We start from the raw sequence: 21,384 nt of genomic DNA on the forward strand, positions 1-21,384 counted from the left end.
CCCCAGGTCATTGTTTGAATCCTTCTGAGCGATTGATTAGTGAGGCTCTTCAGAGAACCTCAGGAGACCGCTCGTCTTCCCTCATTAGGATTCGGTCTGTCCCCCAGACTGATTGATGACTTGCTTGCTTTCGCGAACTACCTAGTCGTGATTGTCTTTGTGAGCTGCTTTTCACCATCTATGTAGAGGTCGACAAAAACATCAAGACCGACTGCTATGGTCCCTCTTTGGAAGACCTGGTAGTCAGAAGTAATAGTTGTCTTGAACCATTTTCCGGCGATCTTCCAGGTCAAAGTCTTTCCTTTGTGGCCTTTGGCATAAACAGCAACATAGCCACTGAATGAACCAGCGTTCACCTTTGATGGCACTGCAGCTTCAATGATGATTTCAGGAATTGACTCCTGAATAGTCAAAGCTCCCTGAGCAGTCAGTTTTCCAGCTGGTCCAGTCATCACTAGGTCTTTTAGTCCTGATGTAATGCCTTCTGGAATCACGATGGCGAAGCTATCAGCAGACTGATTGGACACCACAGCAGTCACTCCATCAATGGTGCAGGAAGTAACCAGGTTCATTCTTAGTCCGGAGATTAATGCGTCATCTCCGATTGAAGGCGTTCTATCCGAGTAATTGGTTGGTAGTGGGCCGGTGTATGGGGCTGGGGCTGCTGGGGCTGCATTTGCATCGGCAAGTGTTGTCGCGTATCTCAACGATGCCGGTACGATCTCCTGCACCCAATCATTACTGTTCTGGCTACAGGGCGATCCGCTGTTACCAGTCAGGCCGGTATTGTAAAAGTCAAATCCCATGTAAATCACATATCCGCGGCCATATTGGACTACAGCGACCAAAGCCGCTGTACCGTCACTATCTCCCCACATCACGGACACATTTGCGACGGTTCCCATATTCATAGCCTGAGTCGCACTTGGTGTGGTCAAGTTGCCCGAGAAATCCTCAAAGGGAGTACCGGAAGTATTTGCTAACACTGGGGTCAACAAACTGGTAGAAACACTGGATACATCCCAGGAATAAATCGTATTTAGGAAGTCGGCGTCATATGAGCTGTGCGTGCCGGTCATGACCATGACTCCACCCTCGTTTGTCCAATCTTTTATGTCGGTTTTGGCGCTGGCCGGAAGAAAAGAGGAAGTTGAAGGATTTTGTGTCTCCATGTCCGTCATAAAGAAAAACCGACTTGAGTCAAGTTTTGCCCGCAAATCAGCATCGGTGAAATTCGTAATAGCTGTGTTAACTGTGTAGCCGACCTCTGCCTCAACGATTTCAGCAAGGTTGAAATTCTCGTTGTCGCACGCATTCGAACTGCCGTTCAATCCTGGATAGGAAAATACGGAGACTTGAACGTCCGCGGCTGCCGCTGGCACGACAAGGCTCGATACCAGCCCAGTAGTGAGGAGCCCGGCTACTGCCAAGGATCGCGTCGCTAATTTATTCTTCATTTTTATCCATTTCTTGAATGTTTGAGTCCTTGCAAATAAACCCTGGGCGGTTTGTGTCCGGGTACTTGTACGTACAGACACTGGCATAGATTGCCTAAGGTGGCGAAGCCGAATGTCGATAAATCCAAAGTGACCGCGCAAACATAGCGACCCCACCCCCCCCCTGAAGGCTCTAGTAGCCAGCCAGTTGAAATGGGCCCAAAAACGCGACCGAAGCCGTCACAGGCGCCCTAACTGCGTTATCTGGGCGTGACGAATGGAGAAGGGTGTTCTCCCCTCTTAGGCTCGCTGAGGAACCACTTAGGACCAGCTATCAAACCGGAATAACATCTCACAATGAACTGCGATCTATGCGACAAGAACCAACCCCTTAGAGCGTTCGAACTGGATTCCAACTGGATTCTTATTTGCTGGGATTGTGACCCCAGATCCTTATTCGAATAATACTGAGCTAGTTCCGCAGTCAGCTCTCCGGAATCGTTATCATTTCTTGCTGATAACGACTGTGTCGAAGTCGCCAGATTTGGTAAACCTGATCTTTACGTCTTCGTAAGTGAAAGAGTCGCCGACGTAAGCAATCACGTTGAGATTAGACGGGCTGCCAACGCTTGGTTGACCCTTACCGTGGTTCAGAGAATCAACCTCTAAGTAGTAGGCAAAGTATTTTTTTTCTGCATCGCGGCCCGGAGCGTAGTCATAACGTTGGCCATCGTGCTTTGTGTTTACGTAATAAGCCTGAATGCCATAAAAGCCCTCAGGGAACCCTTTTGTGAAAGTTGATTTTCTTCTTGATTCAACCACGATCATCTCGTGCTCGGACAGCCTAACCATTGCTGTTTTTACTCCTGGCGCAACAACGTCCATGGAGGTGAGTGTCACGGTCTGACTCCTCAGAAAATCCCTGTCAAAGCACGCCACTTGCTTGTCATCAAACCACTTCAAAATAAAGGTGTCCCAGGCGGTGAGTGACTGACCAGGCCCTGCATCAAACGCCATGATGTTGTAGGGATACTCATTGCCCGGAGCGTGGCCAATAAGGCCGTGCGAGTGCATGGTTTCATGCAGCCACTGGTGCCAGAGCCGTCCGAACGAATGCGCGTAGCCGGCGCTTGTTGCGAAACCCAATTGATAGGTGGCTTTGGCGGTTTCGACTATTTCATTTCTTCCGGCAAACCCAGATTCAATTTTCTTCCCAATATTTTTGGGGAAAACGAAGTAAACGAATTCGGCTTTGGACAGATCGTAAGTTTTTTCTGCAGCCTCAAAAATCTGGGCGATAGCCTGCTCTCTGGTTTGAGGATCCTTGCCAATGGTTGTGAAAGAACCATCGGGCGCAATGTATGTCTTCGCCATATTGTAAAATTTCGAAGATTTCGGAGCCCTCACCCACTTGGGCTTGAAGTCCCACACGTAGCGCATCTTTCCGTGGCTGTACTGTTTGATCCAGCGGTCCGCTGTCTTCATCTCATTTCGCAGGAAACTCGGTGCTACGCCTCCCGGGTTATCGGAAAAGTCCACAGGAATGATCGCGATGTTCACAGGTCCCGTCGCCGGCATCTCACCGTACGCCGGATATCCTAGATCTCCACCTGTCCAGACCCCAGGCGCATAGTTCACAAAGTCCTTTATCTGACATTTTTCAACCTCTACCGCTGTGAACTTTTGAACGGGAGTCGAAGCTTTGGATGTTTTTGCAAACCAAACGAGTTTGTTGCCTGCTACTTTTCGACACTCCAAGGACTTCGATTTGCTGAGTGTCGCCTTTTGTCCCATTTGTGAACAGCGCGCCCCAGCCTTTTTGCTCACAGGAGCAGAAGCAAAAGCAGGGCTGGCTTGAAGAACGGAGTTATGAGCTGGGAGGGCCGCGGAGGAAGCGACCGGGGTGCAACCTGAGAGCAGAAGTACAAAACCGGAAAGCGCAGCAACAAGTCTCAACACTTATATCCCCCGTACATGAGCCAACCGACAGCTTCGCGAATTGCTAAGTTAGCAGAGCCTAACCGCTACTTACAAGAGCGAAATCTAAGAGCTTTTGAACTCGACTCGGGCTGGACTCTTGTTTGCTGGGATTGTGACCCCAGGTCATTGTTTGAATCCTTCTGAGCTAAGGCCCAGGGGTTCGAGACGCTGCGCTAATAATCAGTCTTTTCCTCCAGAAGCGCGAAAAATCCTGTTAGGCAAAGCTAATAGTTGGGAAACTTCACTAGGGACGAAAGCTTTTCCTTTGGGAAGATCTCTGCGAAGGCTACTTCTCCGCCTTGAATAGACGTACTTGTCAACCACTCTTTATGTTGGCGATAGAAATCCGTCATGGACATTCCAATATTTTTCTGAAAAGCCTCCTCGAAATCCATCTCGCGAAAGTCTCTTGGAATGTCAACGAACACTGCTTGATAACTGGACAATGAAGCCAAATGAGCTATTGCAATTTCGTAATTCGGCGTGCATTCTGTTTCTGTGTCGTACCTTTCACCGGTACTTAGGTCATGCTCGGGGCACCTGTTAATAAAATTACTCGCGTCCATTCGTCGCACGTCAGGATCAGTGCGCCGTTGATAGTCTTCTGGGACCCCTTGCTGGAAAATTGAAAAACTAGGGGCAGTTTCCTCTATCCAGAGAAATGAAAATAGGCTTGCCGTGCCTTCGACCCACCATGTCGGAGCACTGACGCTTGGACTGGCCTGATAGTCCAAGTGCTTCTGCCCCGCCATATTGTCTTGGAACCAGTGGAAGTATTCGTGAGCTACCCCCGTATAGGTGTCATAACGGGCCGACTCTTTAGTTAATCCTGCAGGATCTTTTCCAACGTAGAAGTACCAGTCTTTCTCGTTTAGACAGATACCGAATTTATTTAGGCCGTTTCCAACAGTGCTGAGGCAATTCTGTTCTAGATCATCGAAGCTGTCTACGGAACGGTAAGCGGGAGTAAATCGGTTCAAGTCTTCAATAATTGCCGAGGAGTTTTCCCACGTCGAAAAAATGTAAGTGTTGAAGCCAGAATATCCACCCACAAAGGCATTTAGGTTCGCCATTACTTCTCGGTACTCAGCCTCATAGCCAGGGTCTATGTCCGATGCAGCCACGTACAGCTGAACAGGCTCATCTACCGCGACACCGAACGAGGGGTTCTTCGGTCCATCGACTGGAATTTCCCCGCTGGCACAACCGGAAAGGATCAGTGTTGCGGCCACAATAAAGGAGCAGTTGAATAATTTCACGTCATGATCGTATAGCACCCGGACCAATAAACCCGACTTGATAATTGGAAAGAGGTCCTTTTTCCAAGAGGAAAACCCCTTCACTTTGTAACTATGCGCACAGGGCAGCCGGACGCACTGGTAGCGCCATGATTTACTCACGCGCATCGGATCAACAACAAACCTCTAAGGGTGCTCAAGTTGGACTCCGGCTGGATACTTATTGACTGGCATTGTGACCCCAGGTCATTGTTTAAGGACTTGAGCAGAGATGGCGATTGAGATTACAACACCGTATTTTCAAGAGTCTAAATTTCCCTCGTCAAGAATCTTCACTGGTTTACTACTTCAGAGCTAAAAGTCTCTTTGGACCATCATTTGGTAAGAGCCCATGACTTGAGCACAGGCACCATTGCCTGGTAGAACTCATCTGAGGAAATCCCAAAGGTTTTGACAAACTCAGATTCGAAATCCGTTGGTTTGCTAAATGACTGGTTGAATTCAACGATTTTTTCGTGTCCGAACGCCGCGCTCAGGCCAGTGAGAATCATTTTTCCAAGCGTATAAACATGTGCCATACCTCGAGCGTTTCTGCCTTCAAGCGTTTCCATGAGAGGAATTATTTTCTCGGGGTCCCCTGTTCTCAGGGCATTGCGAAGATGCGGAGTGCCACCCCATTCAATCTTTTGGTTGACTTTGTCATTCAGACCAAATCCCAGAACATCGCCGTAAAGAGTTGCGGTCCCTTCGAGAAGCCAAGCGGGAGTAATTGGGCCGCAAGAGCAACCGTGATAGCCCTGCCAGAGGTGAGTTGCGGCATGAGCACTGTAATCAGAACGGGGATTTAGGTCTCCCTCAGGTGCACAGTTGTGAAACAAATAGGACCACTCTCCGTTTGCTACTACTGAAAATTCACGGCCACCGTAGCAGCTGGTGACGGAGGGAAATCCTGCCATTAGGCTCCGCATTTGTTCGTTCGACCACTCCACGGAATTGCTTCCATATGAAACAACAACCACACGGCCTGGCTCCATGAGTGGCGCGAAAAGCGACAGCCCCATCTGCAGGCTTCGGTCGATTGCGGCCACCGCCTCTAGGTCGGCATCATCGGCATTTATGTAGGTGACTGCAGTCTTCACTTTTTTAGCCCTGGCGTATGCGTCAACAACTTCTTGCTGCCCGGCCGTCCAGGCTTTGTCAGGGTCGTTCAGCACGGAAAGGGCTCCCTCTAGAACGACAACTTCTTCGACCTCCGCAGGGACGCTCTTTACCGTCAGGAGAACCTTTCCTGCATAGCTCCTAGCTTGCGTTGGCTTGTTCTGGAACCAGGTCGATAGAAATGGGTTTAGTTGCTTGGCATACTCACAAGCGGCCTTGGCACGTTTCCTGACGGTTATGTTCACACTCATTGGTTGGTCGTAATACGAAATGCCTGTGCATATGAACTTCTCGGCGTAGGGATTGGCCTCAACAGTTGCCGCTACTTGGGCTTTTTGTTGGGTGGTCAGAGTTGTTGCGCTGGAACCAAAGGCCGTCAGGGTCTTTTGATAGAGCGAATACTTGGCCCCTTCAGACTGCGCTGGAGTTGCAAATGTTGCGACAAGTAGAAGTGATGAAACTAAAGCTATAGCCTTTCTCATTGATCCCCCTGCGAGTGCCTTCAGTTTAGGGGTGCAATTATTCATTCAGGGTATGACCATGAGTTGCACGTACCTGAATTTAAATCGGATGAAGGTAGCTGCATTGGAGGGCCGATGCAGCCAGTTGCCCGTCTGCACTTGGCAAGGGTATTGACTGCAGCACACTTCAAGGCTGGCCGGGGCAACGGACTGGCGGGCCTAAGTTCTTAACTACTTATAGAGCTCGACAAGGTAGGGAGCGACACTGGACTCGCTCCAGCTGAACCATTCGACCCCAGTTACTTCCTCGAATCCTCTATAAAGCAACCCCTCTGACCACTCCAACGCGTAGAGACGCTCTTGATCTAGAATCACGCTCATTAGAGTCATGTATGAATCGATGCCGAAGTCCATAATAATTTTTTCATGAAAAACAGATCCTGGTCCATTCCTAAAGCCCATGCAGGGGGCGCTGCCCGAATTTCGACACTCGGCAACATGAGTCACTACATCCTGAACAGTCTTTGGATTGAAGGGGTTATCGTCAGTACGCGCTGCATCTAAAGTCTCTCCCCTATCCATAACGTTATAGCCCTTGGCAGAACCGTAGAAGAGCGTCTGAAGGGCCAACTCGAATAGTGTCGCTTGTCCCTCGACGTACCACATTGTGTAATGACCCTGCCCGACTGAGTCTTGGAAAATGTGCACTGCTTCGTGTGCTGGCACGAGATGCCTGAATCTATTTATCACAACTTGTGAACCCAGCAGTAGCGACAAGACAATGCCTCCGTCTTTGCTTGCGGAACTCGGGTATTTTTTGGGGCAGAACGCGTCAGCTATATCGTCACCGTAGCCACAGTGCCCACCCTTTGTGGTCCTGCTTGGGTATTCAATGTCGACGCTTACCCGACTACCCACTTCCTCTTCCCAGAACCCGTTATCAAGCTCGCTGAACGCGACTATGGTCAGAGGCTTAAGTGCTAAACCAGTGCGACTCTGCCAATAGGACATGACAAAGACAGTGCTATCTACATACTGTTTTAGCTTGACCTGATCTACGGTTGGGCTAGCAACAACGGTTACCAGGCTGTAATCCAGTTTGTTCACTGCACACACGTCATCAATAATGGTGGCGTAAACCTGCGGCGAACTGAAGGAGATGTCGGCCTCATAGTCCTTACAGGCCGCTAACCAAGCATTTGGAGAGTCGGATGGCGTGTATGTGGCCTTTGCAGCGTAGGGGTTCTTTAGGGTCAGCAGAACCTTTCCCGCATAGCTCTTGGCTTGCGTTGGCTTGTTCTGGAACCAGGTGGAAAGTGCCGGATTTAGTTGCTTGGCATACTCACAAGCGGCCTTGGCACGTTTCCTGACGGTTATGTTCACACTCATTGGTTGGTCGTAATACCCGATGCCGGTGCAAATAAACTTCTCGGCGTAGGGATTGGCCTCAACTGTTGCCTCTACTTGGGCTTTTTGTTGGGTGGTCAGCGTTGTTGCGCTGGAACTAAAGGCCGCCAGGGTCTTTTGATAAACCGAATACTTAGCCCCTGCAGACTGAGCTGGAGTTGCAAGTGTTGCAACAAGTAGAAGCGATGAAACTAGAGCTATGGCTTTTCTCATACCCCCACCCTAACTTTCAGTACGCCTGCAAAACTAAAATGCCTGTGGGTAACAAATACTGCAAGCGATCAAACCGGAATAGCATCTCGAGATGAATTGCGACCTGTGCGACAAAAACCAACCTCTGAGAGCGTTCGAACTTGATTCCGGCTGGATTCTTATCTGCTGGGATTGCGACCCCAGGATGTTGTTCCTATCATTCCGAGCCCACGCCCGGGCCTCCTGCCGTAAGCCCACTAGACCACTCATCATCCTTTAGTGCCTAAAAGGGTTTTAGATTTCGAGCTCGGGTGGGGCCTCGGCTGGATCTCTCGGTGGCGGGTCGAACTGGTCATCGACTGAGACTCTCATGGCTAAGCCATAGGCCTCGACAGATGCTCTATGCGCGTCGGTCGCAATCTGAAAAGCTTCGCACGCCCTTTTATAAGCCAGCGCCGCCACGGCATGAATTTCAGCTAGTTCATTCTCCGTGTTTTCTGTCATTGGGTACCCCCGGACAAAACTTGATGTGAAGTGTTAAATACTTCGAACCTACTAGTACCCCTGCAGGTTGGCAATAGCTGGCCCAGCTCACTCTGTCGAGGAAAACGAATTGCACGCGAATTGCACGACGGCTATGAAAAAGACCGGGACCCGAGTGTTTACTGGGCCGTAGGAGTGGGCGATACTGGGTTCGAAGTTGCCCCCTGTGTTTCTAATGTGCCACTCAACTTGTTTAGTTTTTGTAGAAGCTGACTACCTGGTCCTGACGGTCTTTGTTGACTGCTTTTCACCATTTATGTAGAGCTGGACATTGACATCTAGACCGACTGCTGCAGTTCTTCTTTGGAAGACTTGGTAGTCAGAGGTAATCGTTTTCCTGGACCATTTTCCTGCAGTCTTCCAGGACAGAGTTTTACCCTTATGGCCCTTGGCATAAACAGCGATAGAGCCATTGAATGAACCAGAGTTGACCTTTGATGGCACTGAGGCTTCACTGATGATTTCAGGAATTGACTCCTGAATAGTCAAGGCTCCCTGAGCAGTCAGTTTTCCATATGGTCCAGTCATAACTAGGTCTTTTAGTCCCGATGTGATGCCCTCTGGAATCACAATGGTGAAGCTATCCGCAGACTGACTAGATATCACAGCGGTCACTCCATCAAGCGTGCAAGAAGTCACTTGGTTCAGTCTTAGTCCTTTGATCATGACTTGATCACCGATGGCAGGACGTCTGTCCGAGTAGTTAGTTGGTATTGGTCCCGAGTAGGGGGCTGGAGTTGGATATAATTCTTGCGCTGGGGCTGGATTCAATTCTTGCGCGGCGCCTGCTCCAATGACTATCACAATCAACCTTGGGCTGCTATCGGAAGATAGTGAGAAGTTGCCAACTTGACCGCTGGAATTAGAGCCCCAGCCCCAGACGGTTCCATCGGCTGATATGGCCAGTGAATGATTGTTACCCGCCTCAACAGCAGAGAAAATTATTCCGGGCGAGATCGAAACCGCTGAATTCTGTTGGCTAGTATTACCGTTGCCCAGCGTGCCATAACCGTTGGCACCCCAGGCATAGATAGTGCCATCCGCCGTTAGGGCCAGTGAGTGGTAAGCGCCTGACGCGATACTCGAGAAGGTGACAGAGGGCATGATCGAAACTGGCAAACTACTGTCCGTTGTGCTGCCATTGCCTAACGAGCCGTAGCGGTTGCGACCCCAGGAATACAGCGTGCCGTCCGTTGATAAAGCCAGTGAATGATCGTAACCGGCGGCTAGAGCTGAGAACGTAACTCCGGGCGATACCAAAAAGGGAGACTTCTGACTGCTGTTGTTTCCAGTTCCCAGGCGACCATACCTTCCATATCCCCAAACATAAAGCCTGCCTTCTGCTGATAGAGCAAGCGAGTGAGCGTTGCCGGCAGCGATAGATGAAAACCTAATTCCAGGTGAGATTGAAGCGGGCGAATACACACTCGCTTCGTCTCCAGTGCCAAGTTGGCCGAAGCTATTTTTCCCCCATGCATACAGAGTGCCGTCCGCTGCTATCGCTAAGGAGTAATCTGCACCAGCAGCAATAGCCGAGAAGGTAACTTCGGGAAGAATCGAGATCGGCGAATGTCTATCAGTCTGGTCTCCAGTTCCTAATCGACCGAAGGTGTTAGAACCCCATGCATAAATAAGGCCTTCCGCTGTTAAGGCCAGTGAGTGGTTAGCGCCTACCGCAATGGCGGAGAAGGTGATTCCGGGTGAGATCGAAACTGGTGAACTTCTATTCGTTGTGTCTCCAGTACCCAGTTGGCCGGACCTGTTGGATCCCCAGGCGTAAATCGTCCCATCAGTTGATAGAGCAAGTGAGTGAGCGTTGCCTGCAGCAATGTCTGTGAAGCCGAGGTTCACTGCAGTTCTAAGTGGGCTCGATGTGCGATCCGGACCATTTCCCAGTTGTTGATAGTCGTTGTTTCCCCAGGCGTAAATCTTGCCATCCGCAGATATTGCGAGTGAGTGATCGTTGCCAACCGACATAAAGGAGAAAGAAACTCCGGTTGAGATCGAAACTGGTGAACCTCTATCCGTTGTGTCTCCGGTACCCAGTTGACCGGAGTAGTTACCTCCCCATGCGTAAATCGTCCCATCAGCTGATAAGGCAAGTGAGTGGGCGAAGCCTGCCGCCATAGCCGAAAACGCGACGCCGTTTGAGATCAAAACTGGTGAACTTCTATTCGTTGTGTCCCCGGTACCCAGTTGGCCAAACCTGTTCTGTCCCCACGCGTATAACGCTCCATTGGCTGAAATCGCGAGAGAATGTTCTTCGCCAGCCGCTACAGAGGAGAAGGTCACTCCAGGTGAGATCGAAACTGGTGAAATCTGTTGGCTGGTATTTCCATTGCCTAGTTGGCCGTAGCTGTTACGACCCCAGGAATACAAGGTGCCGTCGGCTGCTAAAGCGAGTGTATGAGCGTAGCCTCCTGCAATATCAGATAAGGCGACTCCCAGTGAGACCAAAACTGGTGAGCTCTGTTGGTCGGTATTGCCAATACCGAGCTGGCCGGAGGAGTTGGAACCCCAGGCATAAAGAGTGCCATCGGCTGCCAGGGCTAGGGAGTGATGGTCGCCAGCCGCAATAGCAACAAAGGCAATTCCCGATGAGATCGAAACTGGTGCATTCTGTTGGCTAGTATTTCCATTGCCTAGTTGGCCGTAGGAGTTGGAACCCCAGGAATACACCGTGCCATCGGTCGATAATCCGAGAGAGTGTTCTAAACCTGCCGCAATGGCCGAGAAAGTAATTTCAGTTGAAATCGAAACCGGTGAATTCTTATCCGCTGTGTCCCCAATGCCGAGCTGGCCATAGCCGTTGGAACCCCAGGCATAAATAGTGCCATCCGCCGATAGAGCCAGCGAGTGATTGATGCCGCCTTCAAGGCTAATGAATGTTGTGTCTTTCAGCTCCATAGCCGCGCTGGCTGAATCTTCAGCGCCACCCGGGGCAACTGTAACTACGAAACTTGCTAGAAGCGCGATTAGTAAACCCTGTGCGTATCCAGAAAACGATTCAGGGTATCTTGAGCTGCGGATTGTTGCTGCAGTGAACCGCCGCGCTCGCTCACTCGATGCAAATTTCAAGACAGGCGTGGTCATACTGAATCGCATTGAGTGTCCCTGTGGGTGATGGTAAGTGCATGAAAGAAGCCCGTCACGTCTTTGGGACAAACCTCATTGAACACTATGTTAGTGGTGCATTACTTTGAGCTCTATCCGAGCGGTTTGATTCAATAGCCAAAGAGTCAAGACTCCATACCTATTTATCGAATAGGCGAGGGAAACTAATTGCACGTAAATTGCACGACCGGAGTAAAAAAGACCGGAACCCGCGTGTTTACTGGGCCGTAGGGGTGGGCGATACTGGGTTCGAAGTTGCCCCCTGTGTTTCTAATGTGCCACGCAACTTATTTAGCTTCTTGTAGAAGCTGACTACCTGGTCCTAACGGTCATCGTCGACTGCTTCTTGCCATCTATGTAGAGATGGACATTGACATCTAGACCGACTGCTGCAGTTCTTCTTTGGAAGACCTGGTAGTCAGAGGTAATTGTTTTCCTGGACCACTTTCCTGCAATCTTCCAGGACAGGGTTTTACCCTTATGGCCCTTGGCATAAACGGCGATTGAACGATTGAACGGACCCGCGTTGAGCTTTTGAGAAATAGAAGCTGTTTCATAAGCGACTTCACCTTGCACCAGGATTGGGAAATTCAAAGTGATTGCTCTGCCCTTAGAGTCACGAGACAGCACCTGCAGTGTGTGTTCACCCGGAGCGAGGCCGTCTGGCAGCACCAGGTTCGATTCGAACTTTCCAGTGCTGTCAGTCTCCACCTCACCAACAAAGGTTGGGTCTGAGAACACCCAAAACGCAACCTTTGCACTCGGCATTAGACCATTCGCCGAAAGTTCAACTTTAGAGCTTGGTTGGAAGACGAGATTCGAATCTCCGGTCGCGGGATTTGCTTTGCCATTCCCCTGCACTGAGGCAATTTCCAACTGCCAATCTGACCCACGAGCCGTGATGGTCTCCCCTGAAGTGCCGGCAGAAATAATCAGCTTTTCAGCACTATCGGCTACCGTTCCTCCTGGAGTAGATGCTCTCTGAGTTGGAGGTGTTGGCTCTGGTGCTGTCGTTTTTAGTGGAGAAGGGTTCGGGGCAGGCTCAGAAAAACGAGGTGAAGGAGGGGCAGGAATTGCAGTCCATTGTGCATAGAGGGTTGCATTACTTGCGAAGCTGTAGCCGGCTCCGGGTGAGTAACTAACTCCCCCCGTGCCGTCGGCCACGGTGTTCCAGCCAGCAAAAGTGAACCCGACGCGACTAAAGGCATTGGTCGACAGGGCCGTGGTAACTGCTGCTACTTGGCTAGACATTGTTCCAGTGCCCCCGTTTTCATTGAAGGTGACCGAATAAGTGATTGCAGTCCATTGTGCATAGAGGGTTGCATTACTTGCGAAGCTGTAGCCGGCTCCGGGTGAGTAACTAACTCCCCCCGTGCCGTCGGCCACGGTGTTCCAGCCAGCAAAAGTGAACCCGACGCGACTAAAGGCATTGGTCGACAGGGCCGTGGTAACTGCTGCTACTTGGCTAGACATTGTTCCAGTGCCCCCGTTTTCATTGAAGGTCACGTTGCGCAGAACAGCGAGCTTGAGTAAGTTCCATGGATCTGACGTAAAACCAGTTGCGGAAGAACTGATGATTGCAACAGCACCACTTTTGCCGTTGTTGAAGGCATCACTAGCACTCGGTGCATTGCCGTCGAATGTTATTGAAGCGAGTGAGGTCGCTTGAATAAACGCACCTTCCCTGATTGAGGTGACGCTGCTTGGGATGGTTATTGATGCGAGTGAGGTCGCTTGGTAGAAGGCATACTCACCGACTTCCGTGACGCTGTTAGGGATGGTTATTGTGCTTAGTGCCGTCGCCCCCCAGAACAGTTTGTAGGCGAGTGAAGTGATCTTGCTGTCTGTCTCAAAAGTCACCGCCTGAAGTGCTGTGTTGTCCCTGAACGCAAAGTTGCCGATAGAGATAACGCTCTTTGGGATTGTGATTGCCTTGAGCGAGCTGGCGCCATCGAACGCACCTTCCCCGATTGAGGTCACACTCTTTGAAATGGCTATCGAGGTTAGTTGGACGTCTTTAAACGCCTGATCACCGATTGTGGTGACTCCATCAGTGATGATTGCCGTACCGGAACAATTTGTGTGCCCCGTGACAACATTGTTCGCGATCGTGAACGCGCCTGTTGTGCAAGCTACTGTGCCTGATCGCAGTACCCGTAGGTCATTCCAAAGTTCGCCAGCGCCAAAGAACTCTGCCGAAGCGCCAATATTTGCAGTTGGATCCGGTCCGATGGAGTAGAAAGCCTTGAACCCAACAGCTGGAGCGTTGCCCTCAAAAGTCAACGCCTCAAGCGTCGTGTTGTCTCTGAACGCAAAGTTGCCGATGGAGTTAACGCTCTTTGGGATAATTATTGAAGTGAGCGAGCTGGCTCCATCAAACGCAGAATCACCGATTGAGGTGACTCCATTCGGGATGATTGCCGCACCGGCACAATCTGTTTGCCCTGTGACAACATTGTTCGCAATCGTGAACGTGCCTGTTGTGCAAGCTACTGTGCCTGATCGAAGTACCCGTAGGCCGTTCCAGCTTTTGCCCGTGCCAAAGAGTTCTGCCGAAGCGCCAATATTTGCAGCAGCGCCAGTTTTAGTGCCGCTAAAAGCATTACTCCCAACAGTTGGTGCGTTGCCCTCAAAGTTCACTGAGGCTAGATTGCCGCTGTATACGAACGCGTCTGGGCCAATTGAAATGACGCTGCTTGGAATGGTTATCGAGGTTAGTTTAGAGTCATAAAACGCCGAAGTACCGATTGAGGTGACGGTGCTTGGAATGGTTACCGAGGTTAGATTGGCGTATAAAAAAGCCTGGTCGCCGACTCTGGTTACTCCAAATGGGATGTTTGCGGTACCAGAACAATTTGTGTGGTCTGTGACAACATTGTTCGCAATCGTCAACGTGCCTGTTGTGCAGTACCCAGGTTCAGGTTCAGCCCAAGCTGCTGGTCCTATAAGAACTGATGTCACCAGGGAAAACAGAACACCGATGCTGAGTCCTCGGAGAGTCTTCATTCTTTTCCAATCTTGTGGCTGTTATTGCCAGAGCCCAGCTCGCCGAAGCCGTTAGTGCCCATCGCCGGTAGCGTGGGCGTCCTAGGATTCAGAACTTGCAAAGTCGCTCTAGGTCTCATTTAAGGGCCTCTAAAGTTAGTTCGGTTGCAAAGCTAGCTGACCCGTTTTTTTCGTCAAGATTTTAGTGGGGTTTACCACATTAGAAGCTAGTTCTAGAAGGGAACTGTGGCTGCGAGACGCACTAAAGCTCCGACTTGAGTTCTTGACCAGCGCATGGTCAGATCGTCGAATATCTGAGATCCAAGGCCGTTCTGAGCGCCAGGCTCTAGAGCCTTACCGTCGTTTTCGACAGCCATCTCGACTAGTCGATTCGCTAGATCAGTCGAGAAAGTGATGCTGATATTCGTAGGCTCCCCGTGCACGATTGCATTTCGGCAAGCCTCTTTGGCTAGTTCATCGAGAACTTGCGGGAGATTGGACCGATTCTGAATAATTTTCAAATCCGCCTTTGTCAGAGTGAGGGCTATCGCGACTGACCCATCCCAGAGCTCTGCGAAGGTTCGGAGGGAATCGGACAGGTTTATCGAAGTGCCACCAGGTTCAGTAAGTTTCTCAAGAGCGTTATTGATTCGCTCCTGGCTCACTGAAGCAACCAACAGAGCCTCCTCAGCATTCGTTGCGTCTTGAAGCTTCTTGATTGCAAGAGTGATTTCCTGCTGCACCGTGCCGTGAAGCACTCTTGCCATCGCCTTTTGCATTAGCCGCAGGCCATTATTTAGAAGGATGACCTCACGCTTTAGTTCATCGACTGTTTCGGCTAGAGAGGACGACACTTGCCTTAGCTGCATGAATGCCGCGTGGAGCATGGCCACCGAGATAGAAACAACAAAGCAAAAAATGACGCCAGCAGCAAACCACGGCTGGGCAACCTGGCGCAATAGGTCACGCACAGCCACTAGCGAAAGCGTGGTCACCACAGCGATGGCTAATACAAACATGCCTGCCCTGACGCCAAACCCAATGATTGCGGGAAGTTTCGCCCAAATTAGTTTCAAGAGGTAGGACAAAACTATCCAGACTGAAAGAAACGCGACACTTGTCAGGACTTGCGCGCCTCCACTTATCGATACGAATGGAACCAAGATGAGGACCAGGACAGAACCGCTGAGGAATGGATGAATGGGGTTGGAACTGAGGGCCTCTCTAAATATCGCTAGCCATGGAGCGCGTCCAATTTTCGGCAATTGCGCCTCGGCACTCTCGCCCGGGACTTCCCTAGTGAGTCGGTAACTTAGGGGCCGGATAACTTCGCTTAGGAGCCTCTTGAGAGATTCGCTAGTCGATGCGTGTGAGCCTTGGCTAACTAGCGACAACTTGACTTCCGTAAAAATCTGTTCAAGCAATGAAGATTTGCGCTGAGCAATTCGGTCGACAGCCTGGTCTCGCAGTGAGAGGATCATTCGCAAAGAAGCCTCTAATTCATCGTTCTTGCGATTGAGCTCTCTGGTGCTAACAACTAGTAGCCCCGTTAGAACAATGACGGCCAGAGAAATTGCCGCACGCCAAAAAATTCGAAACAAAAAACCCGATGTCTCGGTCACGTTCTGAATCAAGAGCAAAGAGTCAAATACTGCGCTTCCAGCTAGAGCGCTGACAATAAATACCGGGATTGTCCATGCTGGTCTGGGTTTGACAGCACCGGAAGACTTCAATGCAAATTTTGCCAGCCCAAGGAGCCCGATCATAGGGATTATTGAAAGCGACCTTGCAAGAATCGCATCACCCAGTCGATCCGGGTACAAAGCATTGGCGAGGATTAGGGTTCCGGACATGCTCACGAATAAAAGCGAAAGAACAGTAAATCTGCTAATCGCGTCTGGACTCCCTAGCCTCCTTAGTATTTCCCTCACGCCTTACCCACTCAGTGCTTGGCCGTGCCCGTCATAGACAGATACTTGAGAATAGCCTCTACTCTCGGGACGGTTGCTTCACTTTTCGCTATTTCCAGGGCCTTATAAATCTCAGTCAAACGCTGTTCAATGTTTGAAAGGCTGACCTTACGACGGCTGGCAATTTCACGATTTGATAGACCTAGAGACATCATGTGAAGTATCTCCCGTTGGACCTTACTAACACCATCAAACTGCCTTGCGACCTCAAGGTCTTGGCGGATTTCCGGGTTGTTGTCTCCGATTACTAACTCGATCGTGGAGATGAACTCATTCACGTCATGAATCAGGCTTTTTCGCAAATAGGTAACGCCGGCTGGAACATCCAAGGCCCCCAGGCCGGCACTCTTGGCGTCCGCCAGGGTGCTCAGGATCACAAGCTTTACTCCGGGGTAGATCCGCAGAAGCATGTGCACTAGATCGATCCCATTGGGGCCGTCGCCAAGGTCAATGTCAATCAGAGCTATGTCAGGGTCAAGTGCCCCGATCGAACGCTTAGCCTCGACCGCGGAGATAACGTGCTTCGTTTCAAATCCCGCATTGGAAAGAGCCTGGGAGATTAGCGAACCCATGAACTGGTCGTCCTCGACGACCAGGACCTTCCGCGTGAAAACTGTCATTCGCCACTTTCTAAACCAAAGTTCATTCTTGGTAAGCCAGCCCGAAATCCAGCTAGCTTCAGAAACTCAAACAGGTAGCACTTACCGATTTGCTCAAAGCATACGGCCGAGCACATTTGTCATTCTCGGTCCGGTGGGGTAAACCACATTGGTGCCCTATTTTATGCCGGAACTGCGGCCTCGAGGCGAACTAGAGAGACTCCCGCCAAGTTGAACCACAAAGAGCCAAAGCCGAGAGCTAGCCCGCTTGAGGCATGAGTACTGAAAGGCCTTTTTCTGAGTGCAAGTTCGTCCACGGGTTGCACGTAGGTTGCACGACAGGTGTAACAAAGACCGAGACCCCTGTGTTTACTGGGCCGTAGGGGTGGGCGATACTGGGTTCGAACCAGCGACCTCTTCCGTGTCAGGGAAGCGCGCTACCACTGCGCCAATCGCCCAGCTTTGAAGCTGGAGGTGAAGACGGGATTCGAACCCGTGTACGCGGCTTTGCAGGCCGCTGCCTCGCCTCTCGGCCACTCCACCAGTACAGGGGCTAAAAGCCTCTGAGAGCGGATGACGAGATTCGAACTCGCGACCCCAACCTTGGCAAGGTTGTGCGCTACCACTGCGCCACATCCGCATGCTCTTTTACAAGAACTAGATAACTATGCCACAAAAATGATTGCCATGAATGCACAAAGGCGGGAGAAAGATCTCCCGCCTTTGTGATTGCATGAATCTATTTGCGTTACTTAACTTCTGCGTCCTGGCCGAAGCTGTAAGCAGCCTCGCCGTGAACAACGGAGTCAATGCCTGCGATTTCATCCTCGCTCTTGACCCTAAAGCCAATGGTCTTCTCGATAGAGAAGCCGATAACAAGTGCGAGCACGAAGCTGTAAGCAAGAACACCAAAGGCTGCAATTGCCTGCACGACTAGCTGTCCGATGTCGCCACCTGTGAACAAGCCAGTGTCGATTGCGAAGAATCCGAGGTAGAGGGTTCCAACCAAACCGGAAACCAAGTGGATGCCAACTACGTCAAGTGAGTCGTCGTAACCGAACTTGTACTTGAGGTCCACAGCTAGAGCAGAAAGAACACCAGCAAGAACACCAAGTAGCAGTGCGAAAACTGGAGTCACGTTTGCACAGGCTGGGGTGATGGCAACTAGACCAGAAACTGCACCCGAAGCTGCGCCAATCGAAGTTGCCTTGCCCTCTTTGACCTTTTCAATAACAAGCCAACCAAGAATCGCTGCAGCGGTTGCACCCAGAGTGTTCACAGTGATTAGACCAACGTTTTGCATACCGTTTAGGAATTCTGCTCCAACGTTGAATCCAAACCATCCGAACCATAGAAGTCCTGCACCAAGAAGAACAAGGGGAACGTTGTGAGGCTGCATGATTCCCTTGGCAAAACCGAAGCGCTTACCAAGAACAACCGCAAGTGCTAGAGCGGCAGCTCCAGCGTTAATGTGTACCGCAGTACCGCCGGCGTAATCGATGACGCCAGGCATGTCAAGGTACGTACCTAACTCCATTACCCATCCGCCACCCCAAACCCAAGCTGCAACTGGGAAGTAGCCGAAGGTTGCGAATAGTCCCGCAAAAATCAACCAAGAGCCGAATTTTGCTCGGTCCGCAATCGCACCAGAGATTAGGGCAATGGTGATAATTGCGAATGTTGCACCGAACGCTGCGCCAATGAGGCCGTCGTTATCAAGGCCGTCAAGACCGAAAGTTGTGAATGGGTTTCCAGCGAAGTCGGTCGGGTTCTCAACTGCGGACATGCTGTAGCCATATAGGACCCATAGGACACCCACTAGCGCAATCGAACCAAAGCTCATCATCATCATGCTTACTACGGACTTGGCCTTAACCAATCCTCCGTAGAAGAAAGCCAGACCCGGGGTCATAAGTAGTACTAGTGCTGTCGCGGTTACCGCCCAGCTAAGTTCTCCTGTATCTAACATTTGTTTACCTCTCCAAATAGGTTCAAGCGATCGAATTCTCCGAGCACTTTGGATAGCTTTCCGCTAAAAGGTTTCGAACAGACACTCGTAATGTTTCGGTCTGGTTACATCTGACAGTTTGTCGGGGTGCGAAAAATTGCGAAACGCCACAGGGTATTCTGAATGAAGTAAATCGAAATGGAGAGCCATGAAAAGCGATCGTTCTGCCGCCCTGCTGCTGATGGGCGCGGCAATAATCGGCATCGTAATAGCCAACAGCCCCTTTGGCCCCGCGTTCCTTGACTTCAAGCACGCATACGTTGGATTCGAGTCGATTGGCCTGAGCCTAAGTATCGAGCACTGGGTAAGCGATCTACTTTTGGCCACCTTTTTCTTGGTCGCCGGCCTAGAACTAAAATATGAACTTTCAAGTGGAGTGCTCTCTAAACCAGCCAGTGCACTTGTTCCAGTACTTGCCGGCATCGGCGGCGTTGTAGTCCCCGCCCTGATTTACGTCGCCTTCAACTGGGGAACTGACTACTTGAATGGTTGGCCAATTCCAACTGCAACCGACATTGCCTTCGCTCTTGGAATTCTTGCGATTTTCGGAAGAGGCCTTCCCAAATCAGCTCGCGTGTTTCTGTTGGCGTTAGCTATTTTTGATGACCTGGTGGCAATCCTGATTATTGCCGTGTTCTTCACTTCCGATGTTGAGGCACTCTGGCTTGTTGCAGCAGCGGTAATTGCAGCTCTGCACATTTTGATGGAGAAGTACGGAAAGTTGCCGATCAACTACGTAAGAGTCTTGACCTTCATCCTGCTTTGGTACACCGTCTATCAGTCCGGAGTTCACGCCACAGTGGCGGGTGTTGTTCTGGGCCTCATAATCCCAAGCAAAAAAACTCACTCCCTCGTGGCGAAAATCCAGCCATGGACTAACACTGTGTCACTACCTATTTATGCTTTTTTTGCAGTGGCAATCGCACTTCCCGTCTTCGACGGAGCGTTCTCAAGTGTGTTTGTTGGCATCGCAGTAGCGCTGCCAGTCGGAAAGGTGCTGGGGATAACGGCCTTAGCCATCTTGGCTAACAAGATCGCGGCTAAGCCTGATCGCTTGGATTTAGAGCCACTGGATTTCTTGGCAATAAGCGGACTGGCTGGAATTGGCTTTACTGTCTCACTTCTGATGACCAACTTGGCCTTTGCCGACACTCAGTACATTGTTGCCGAGGCAACGCTTGCCGTAATCCTGGGTTCACTGGTGTCGATGGCCTTTGGTGGCTGGTTATCCCAAGTCAGAGGGCGACATCACATGCGCAAGCACCGAGAAGAAAAAGCAAAGGCTAAGAAAGGCTCGTAAGAGCTCCAATGCGAGAGATTGTTCTCAAATACTTTTTCCGGTAACCGCCAGAGAGCATGGTCTTAGAAAAGACCGCAGTAATTGGTGTGCTGCCCGATGTTCTTAGTGGCACCTGAAACTCGTACATTCTGTCAATAAAGGCCACGAGTCTTAGAGCATGTACTTGATCATCCAGTTTTGACACATCGGTGATTCCAAGCGCTCCAACGTCTGCCACCAACGCGCGATATTTCGTTGGATGCAGAGTTCCAAGGTGTCCCAGGAGATCGCCGAAGTCGTCTCTGAAGCTATTTTTGTGCTGTTTGAGCCAGCCACCAAGAGTGACTTCGTCAAGGGTTTCAGACTCAGCGTCTATGTCGCGATGCCGAAAATCCTCACCGTCCACAGACACAATCCGAAACCTGTCTCCAAGACCCTTAATCTCTCGCTGGAAATCACTCGCAGCGAACCTTCCATCCCCAAGAGCGTTGGGAGGGGTGTTGCTGGTGGCAGCAAACCGGGTTCCACTTGCCTCTAGCTCTTTTAGCAGCCTGGACATAATCATGGTGTCCCCCGGGTCATCAAGCTCAAACTCGTCAATGCAGATCAACCCATACTTTTTCAGCTCCAGAATTGTCTGTGCAAACCCCAGGTAACCGACCAAGCTGGTGTACTCGAGAAAACTGCCGTAGGCCTTCACTCCAGAGTATGAATGCCAGATAGACGCGAGAAGGTGGGTCTTACCCACTCCAAAACCGCCATCAAGATATATGCCAGGAAACTTTTCTGTCTTTGAGAAGAACTTTTTCTTTGGTCCATGCACAAATTCCTTGCACAGCCCAAGAGCAATTGACTGGCTTTCGTAATTTTTATCAGGGCGGTAACTCTCGAATCTGGCATGGTCAAACTCTGGAGGTGGCATAAGCTGACTAATAAGCTCTGCCTTAGAAACCTCGGGATGCCGCGTCAGCAAGGAATTTGGTCTCACCAAATCTTGTTCTGTCAATGTAAGTA

Annotated in this window: 13 protein-coding genes and 3 tRNA genes; 1 reads left to right on the forward strand and 15 read right to left on the reverse strand. The window is 50.6% G+C overall.

What is annotated here, in order from left to right:
• Positions 1 to 137: 137 nt before the first annotated feature.
• The 14 genes from ABXT50_RS03495 to ABXT50_RS03560 form a co-directional block, all read right to left on the reverse strand.
• The gene (locus tag ABXT50_RS03495; RefSeq protein ID WP_415274779.1) at positions 138 to 1,457 is read right to left on the reverse strand and encodes a hypothetical protein; all 1,320 of its coding nucleotides are present in this window, start codon (positions 1,455 to 1,457) and stop codon (positions 138 to 140) included.
• 483 nt (positions 1,458 to 1,940) lie between these two features.
• The gene (locus ABXT50_RS03500) at positions 1,941 to 3,074 is read right to left on the reverse strand and encodes a hypothetical protein (RefSeq protein WP_415274780.1); all 1,134 of its coding nucleotides are present in this window, start codon (positions 3,072 to 3,074) and stop codon (positions 1,941 to 1,943) included.
• A gap of 566 nt (positions 3,075 to 3,640) precedes the next feature.
• Positions 3,641 to 4,759 carry a hypothetical protein gene (locus tag ABXT50_RS03505; RefSeq protein WP_415273531.1) on the reverse strand — a complete coding sequence of 373 codons (1,119 nt, stop codon included), beginning with the start codon at positions 4,757 to 4,759 and terminating at the stop codon, positions 3,641 to 3,643.
• A 269-nt stretch (positions 4,760 to 5,028) separates the two neighbouring features.
• Positions 5,029 to 6,294 carry a hypothetical protein gene (locus tag ABXT50_RS03510; RefSeq protein WP_415273532.1) on the reverse strand — a complete coding sequence of 422 codons (1,266 nt, stop codon included), beginning with the start codon at positions 6,292 to 6,294 and terminating at the stop codon, positions 5,029 to 5,031.
• A 210-nt stretch (positions 6,295 to 6,504) separates the two neighbouring features.
• A complete protein-coding gene (locus ABXT50_RS03515) occupies positions 6,505 to 7,893 on the reverse strand; it encodes a hypothetical protein (RefSeq protein WP_415273533.1) in 1,389 nt (462 codons plus the stop codon).
• Between the two features lie 273 nt (positions 7,894 to 8,166).
• Positions 8,167 to 8,376, reverse strand: a complete 210-nt coding sequence (locus ABXT50_RS03520; protein ID WP_415273534.1) for a hypothetical protein — start codon at positions 8,374 to 8,376, stop codon at positions 8,167 to 8,169.
• Between the two features lie 252 nt (positions 8,377 to 8,628).
• Positions 8,629 to 11,520 carry an RCC1 domain-containing protein gene (locus tag ABXT50_RS03525; protein ID WP_415273535.1) on the reverse strand — a complete coding sequence of 964 codons (2,892 nt, stop codon included), beginning with the start codon at positions 11,518 to 11,520 and terminating at the stop codon, positions 8,629 to 8,631.
• 321 nt (positions 11,521 to 11,841) lie between these two features.
• Complete coding sequence (locus ABXT50_RS03530; protein WP_415273536.1) at positions 11,842 to 14,535, reverse strand: leucine-rich repeat protein; 2,694 nt, start codon at positions 14,533 to 14,535, stop codon at positions 11,842 to 11,844.
• A 212-nt stretch (positions 14,536 to 14,747) separates the two neighbouring features.
• Complete coding sequence (locus ABXT50_RS03535) at positions 14,748 to 16,367, reverse strand: hypothetical protein (RefSeq protein WP_415273537.1); 1,620 nt, start codon at positions 16,365 to 16,367, stop codon at positions 14,748 to 14,750.
• A gap of 89 nt (positions 16,368 to 16,456) precedes the next feature.
• Entirely contained in the window at positions 16,457 to 17,104 is a 648-nt protein-coding gene (locus tag ABXT50_RS03540) for a response regulator (protein ID WP_415273538.1), read from the reverse strand.
• A gap of 365 nt (positions 17,105 to 17,469) precedes the next feature.
• Positions 17,470 to 17,541 (reverse strand) — tRNA-Val (locus ABXT50_RS03545).
• Between the two features lie 11 nt (positions 17,542 to 17,552).
• Positions 17,553 to 17,626, reverse strand: a tRNA-Cys gene (locus tag ABXT50_RS03550).
• A gap of 25 nt (positions 17,627 to 17,651) precedes the next feature.
• Positions 17,652 to 17,723 (reverse strand) — tRNA-Gly (locus tag ABXT50_RS03555).
• Between the two features lie 108 nt (positions 17,724 to 17,831).
• Positions 17,832 to 19,052 carry an ammonium transporter gene (locus tag ABXT50_RS03560; protein WP_415273539.1) on the reverse strand — a complete coding sequence of 407 codons (1,221 nt, stop codon included), beginning with the start codon at positions 19,050 to 19,052 and terminating at the stop codon, positions 17,832 to 17,834.
• A gap of 187 nt (positions 19,053 to 19,239) precedes the next feature.
• On the opposite strand from ABXT50_RS03560, the gene nhaA reads away from it, so the two are divergent.
• Positions 19,240 to 20,391: a Na+/H+ antiporter NhaA gene (gene nhaA, locus ABXT50_RS03565; protein WP_415273540.1), complete on the forward strand. Its 1,152-nt coding sequence runs from the start codon at positions 19,240 to 19,242 to the stop codon at positions 20,389 to 20,391.
• On the opposite strand, the gene zapE is transcribed toward nhaA, so the two are convergent.
• Complete coding sequence (gene zapE / locus ABXT50_RS03570) at positions 20,375 to 21,376, reverse strand: cell division protein ZapE (RefSeq protein WP_415273541.1); 1,002 nt, start codon at positions 21,374 to 21,376, stop codon at positions 20,375 to 20,377. The genes nhaA and zapE overlap by 17 nt on opposite strands.
• Positions 21,377 to 21,384 lie beyond the last annotated feature (8 nt).

It is taken from the genome of Aquiluna sp. Uisw_065 (assembly GCF_047731275.1).
In the GTDB taxonomy this organism is placed as follows: domain Bacteria; phylum Actinomycetota; class Actinomycetes; order Actinomycetales; family Microbacteriaceae; genus Aquiluna.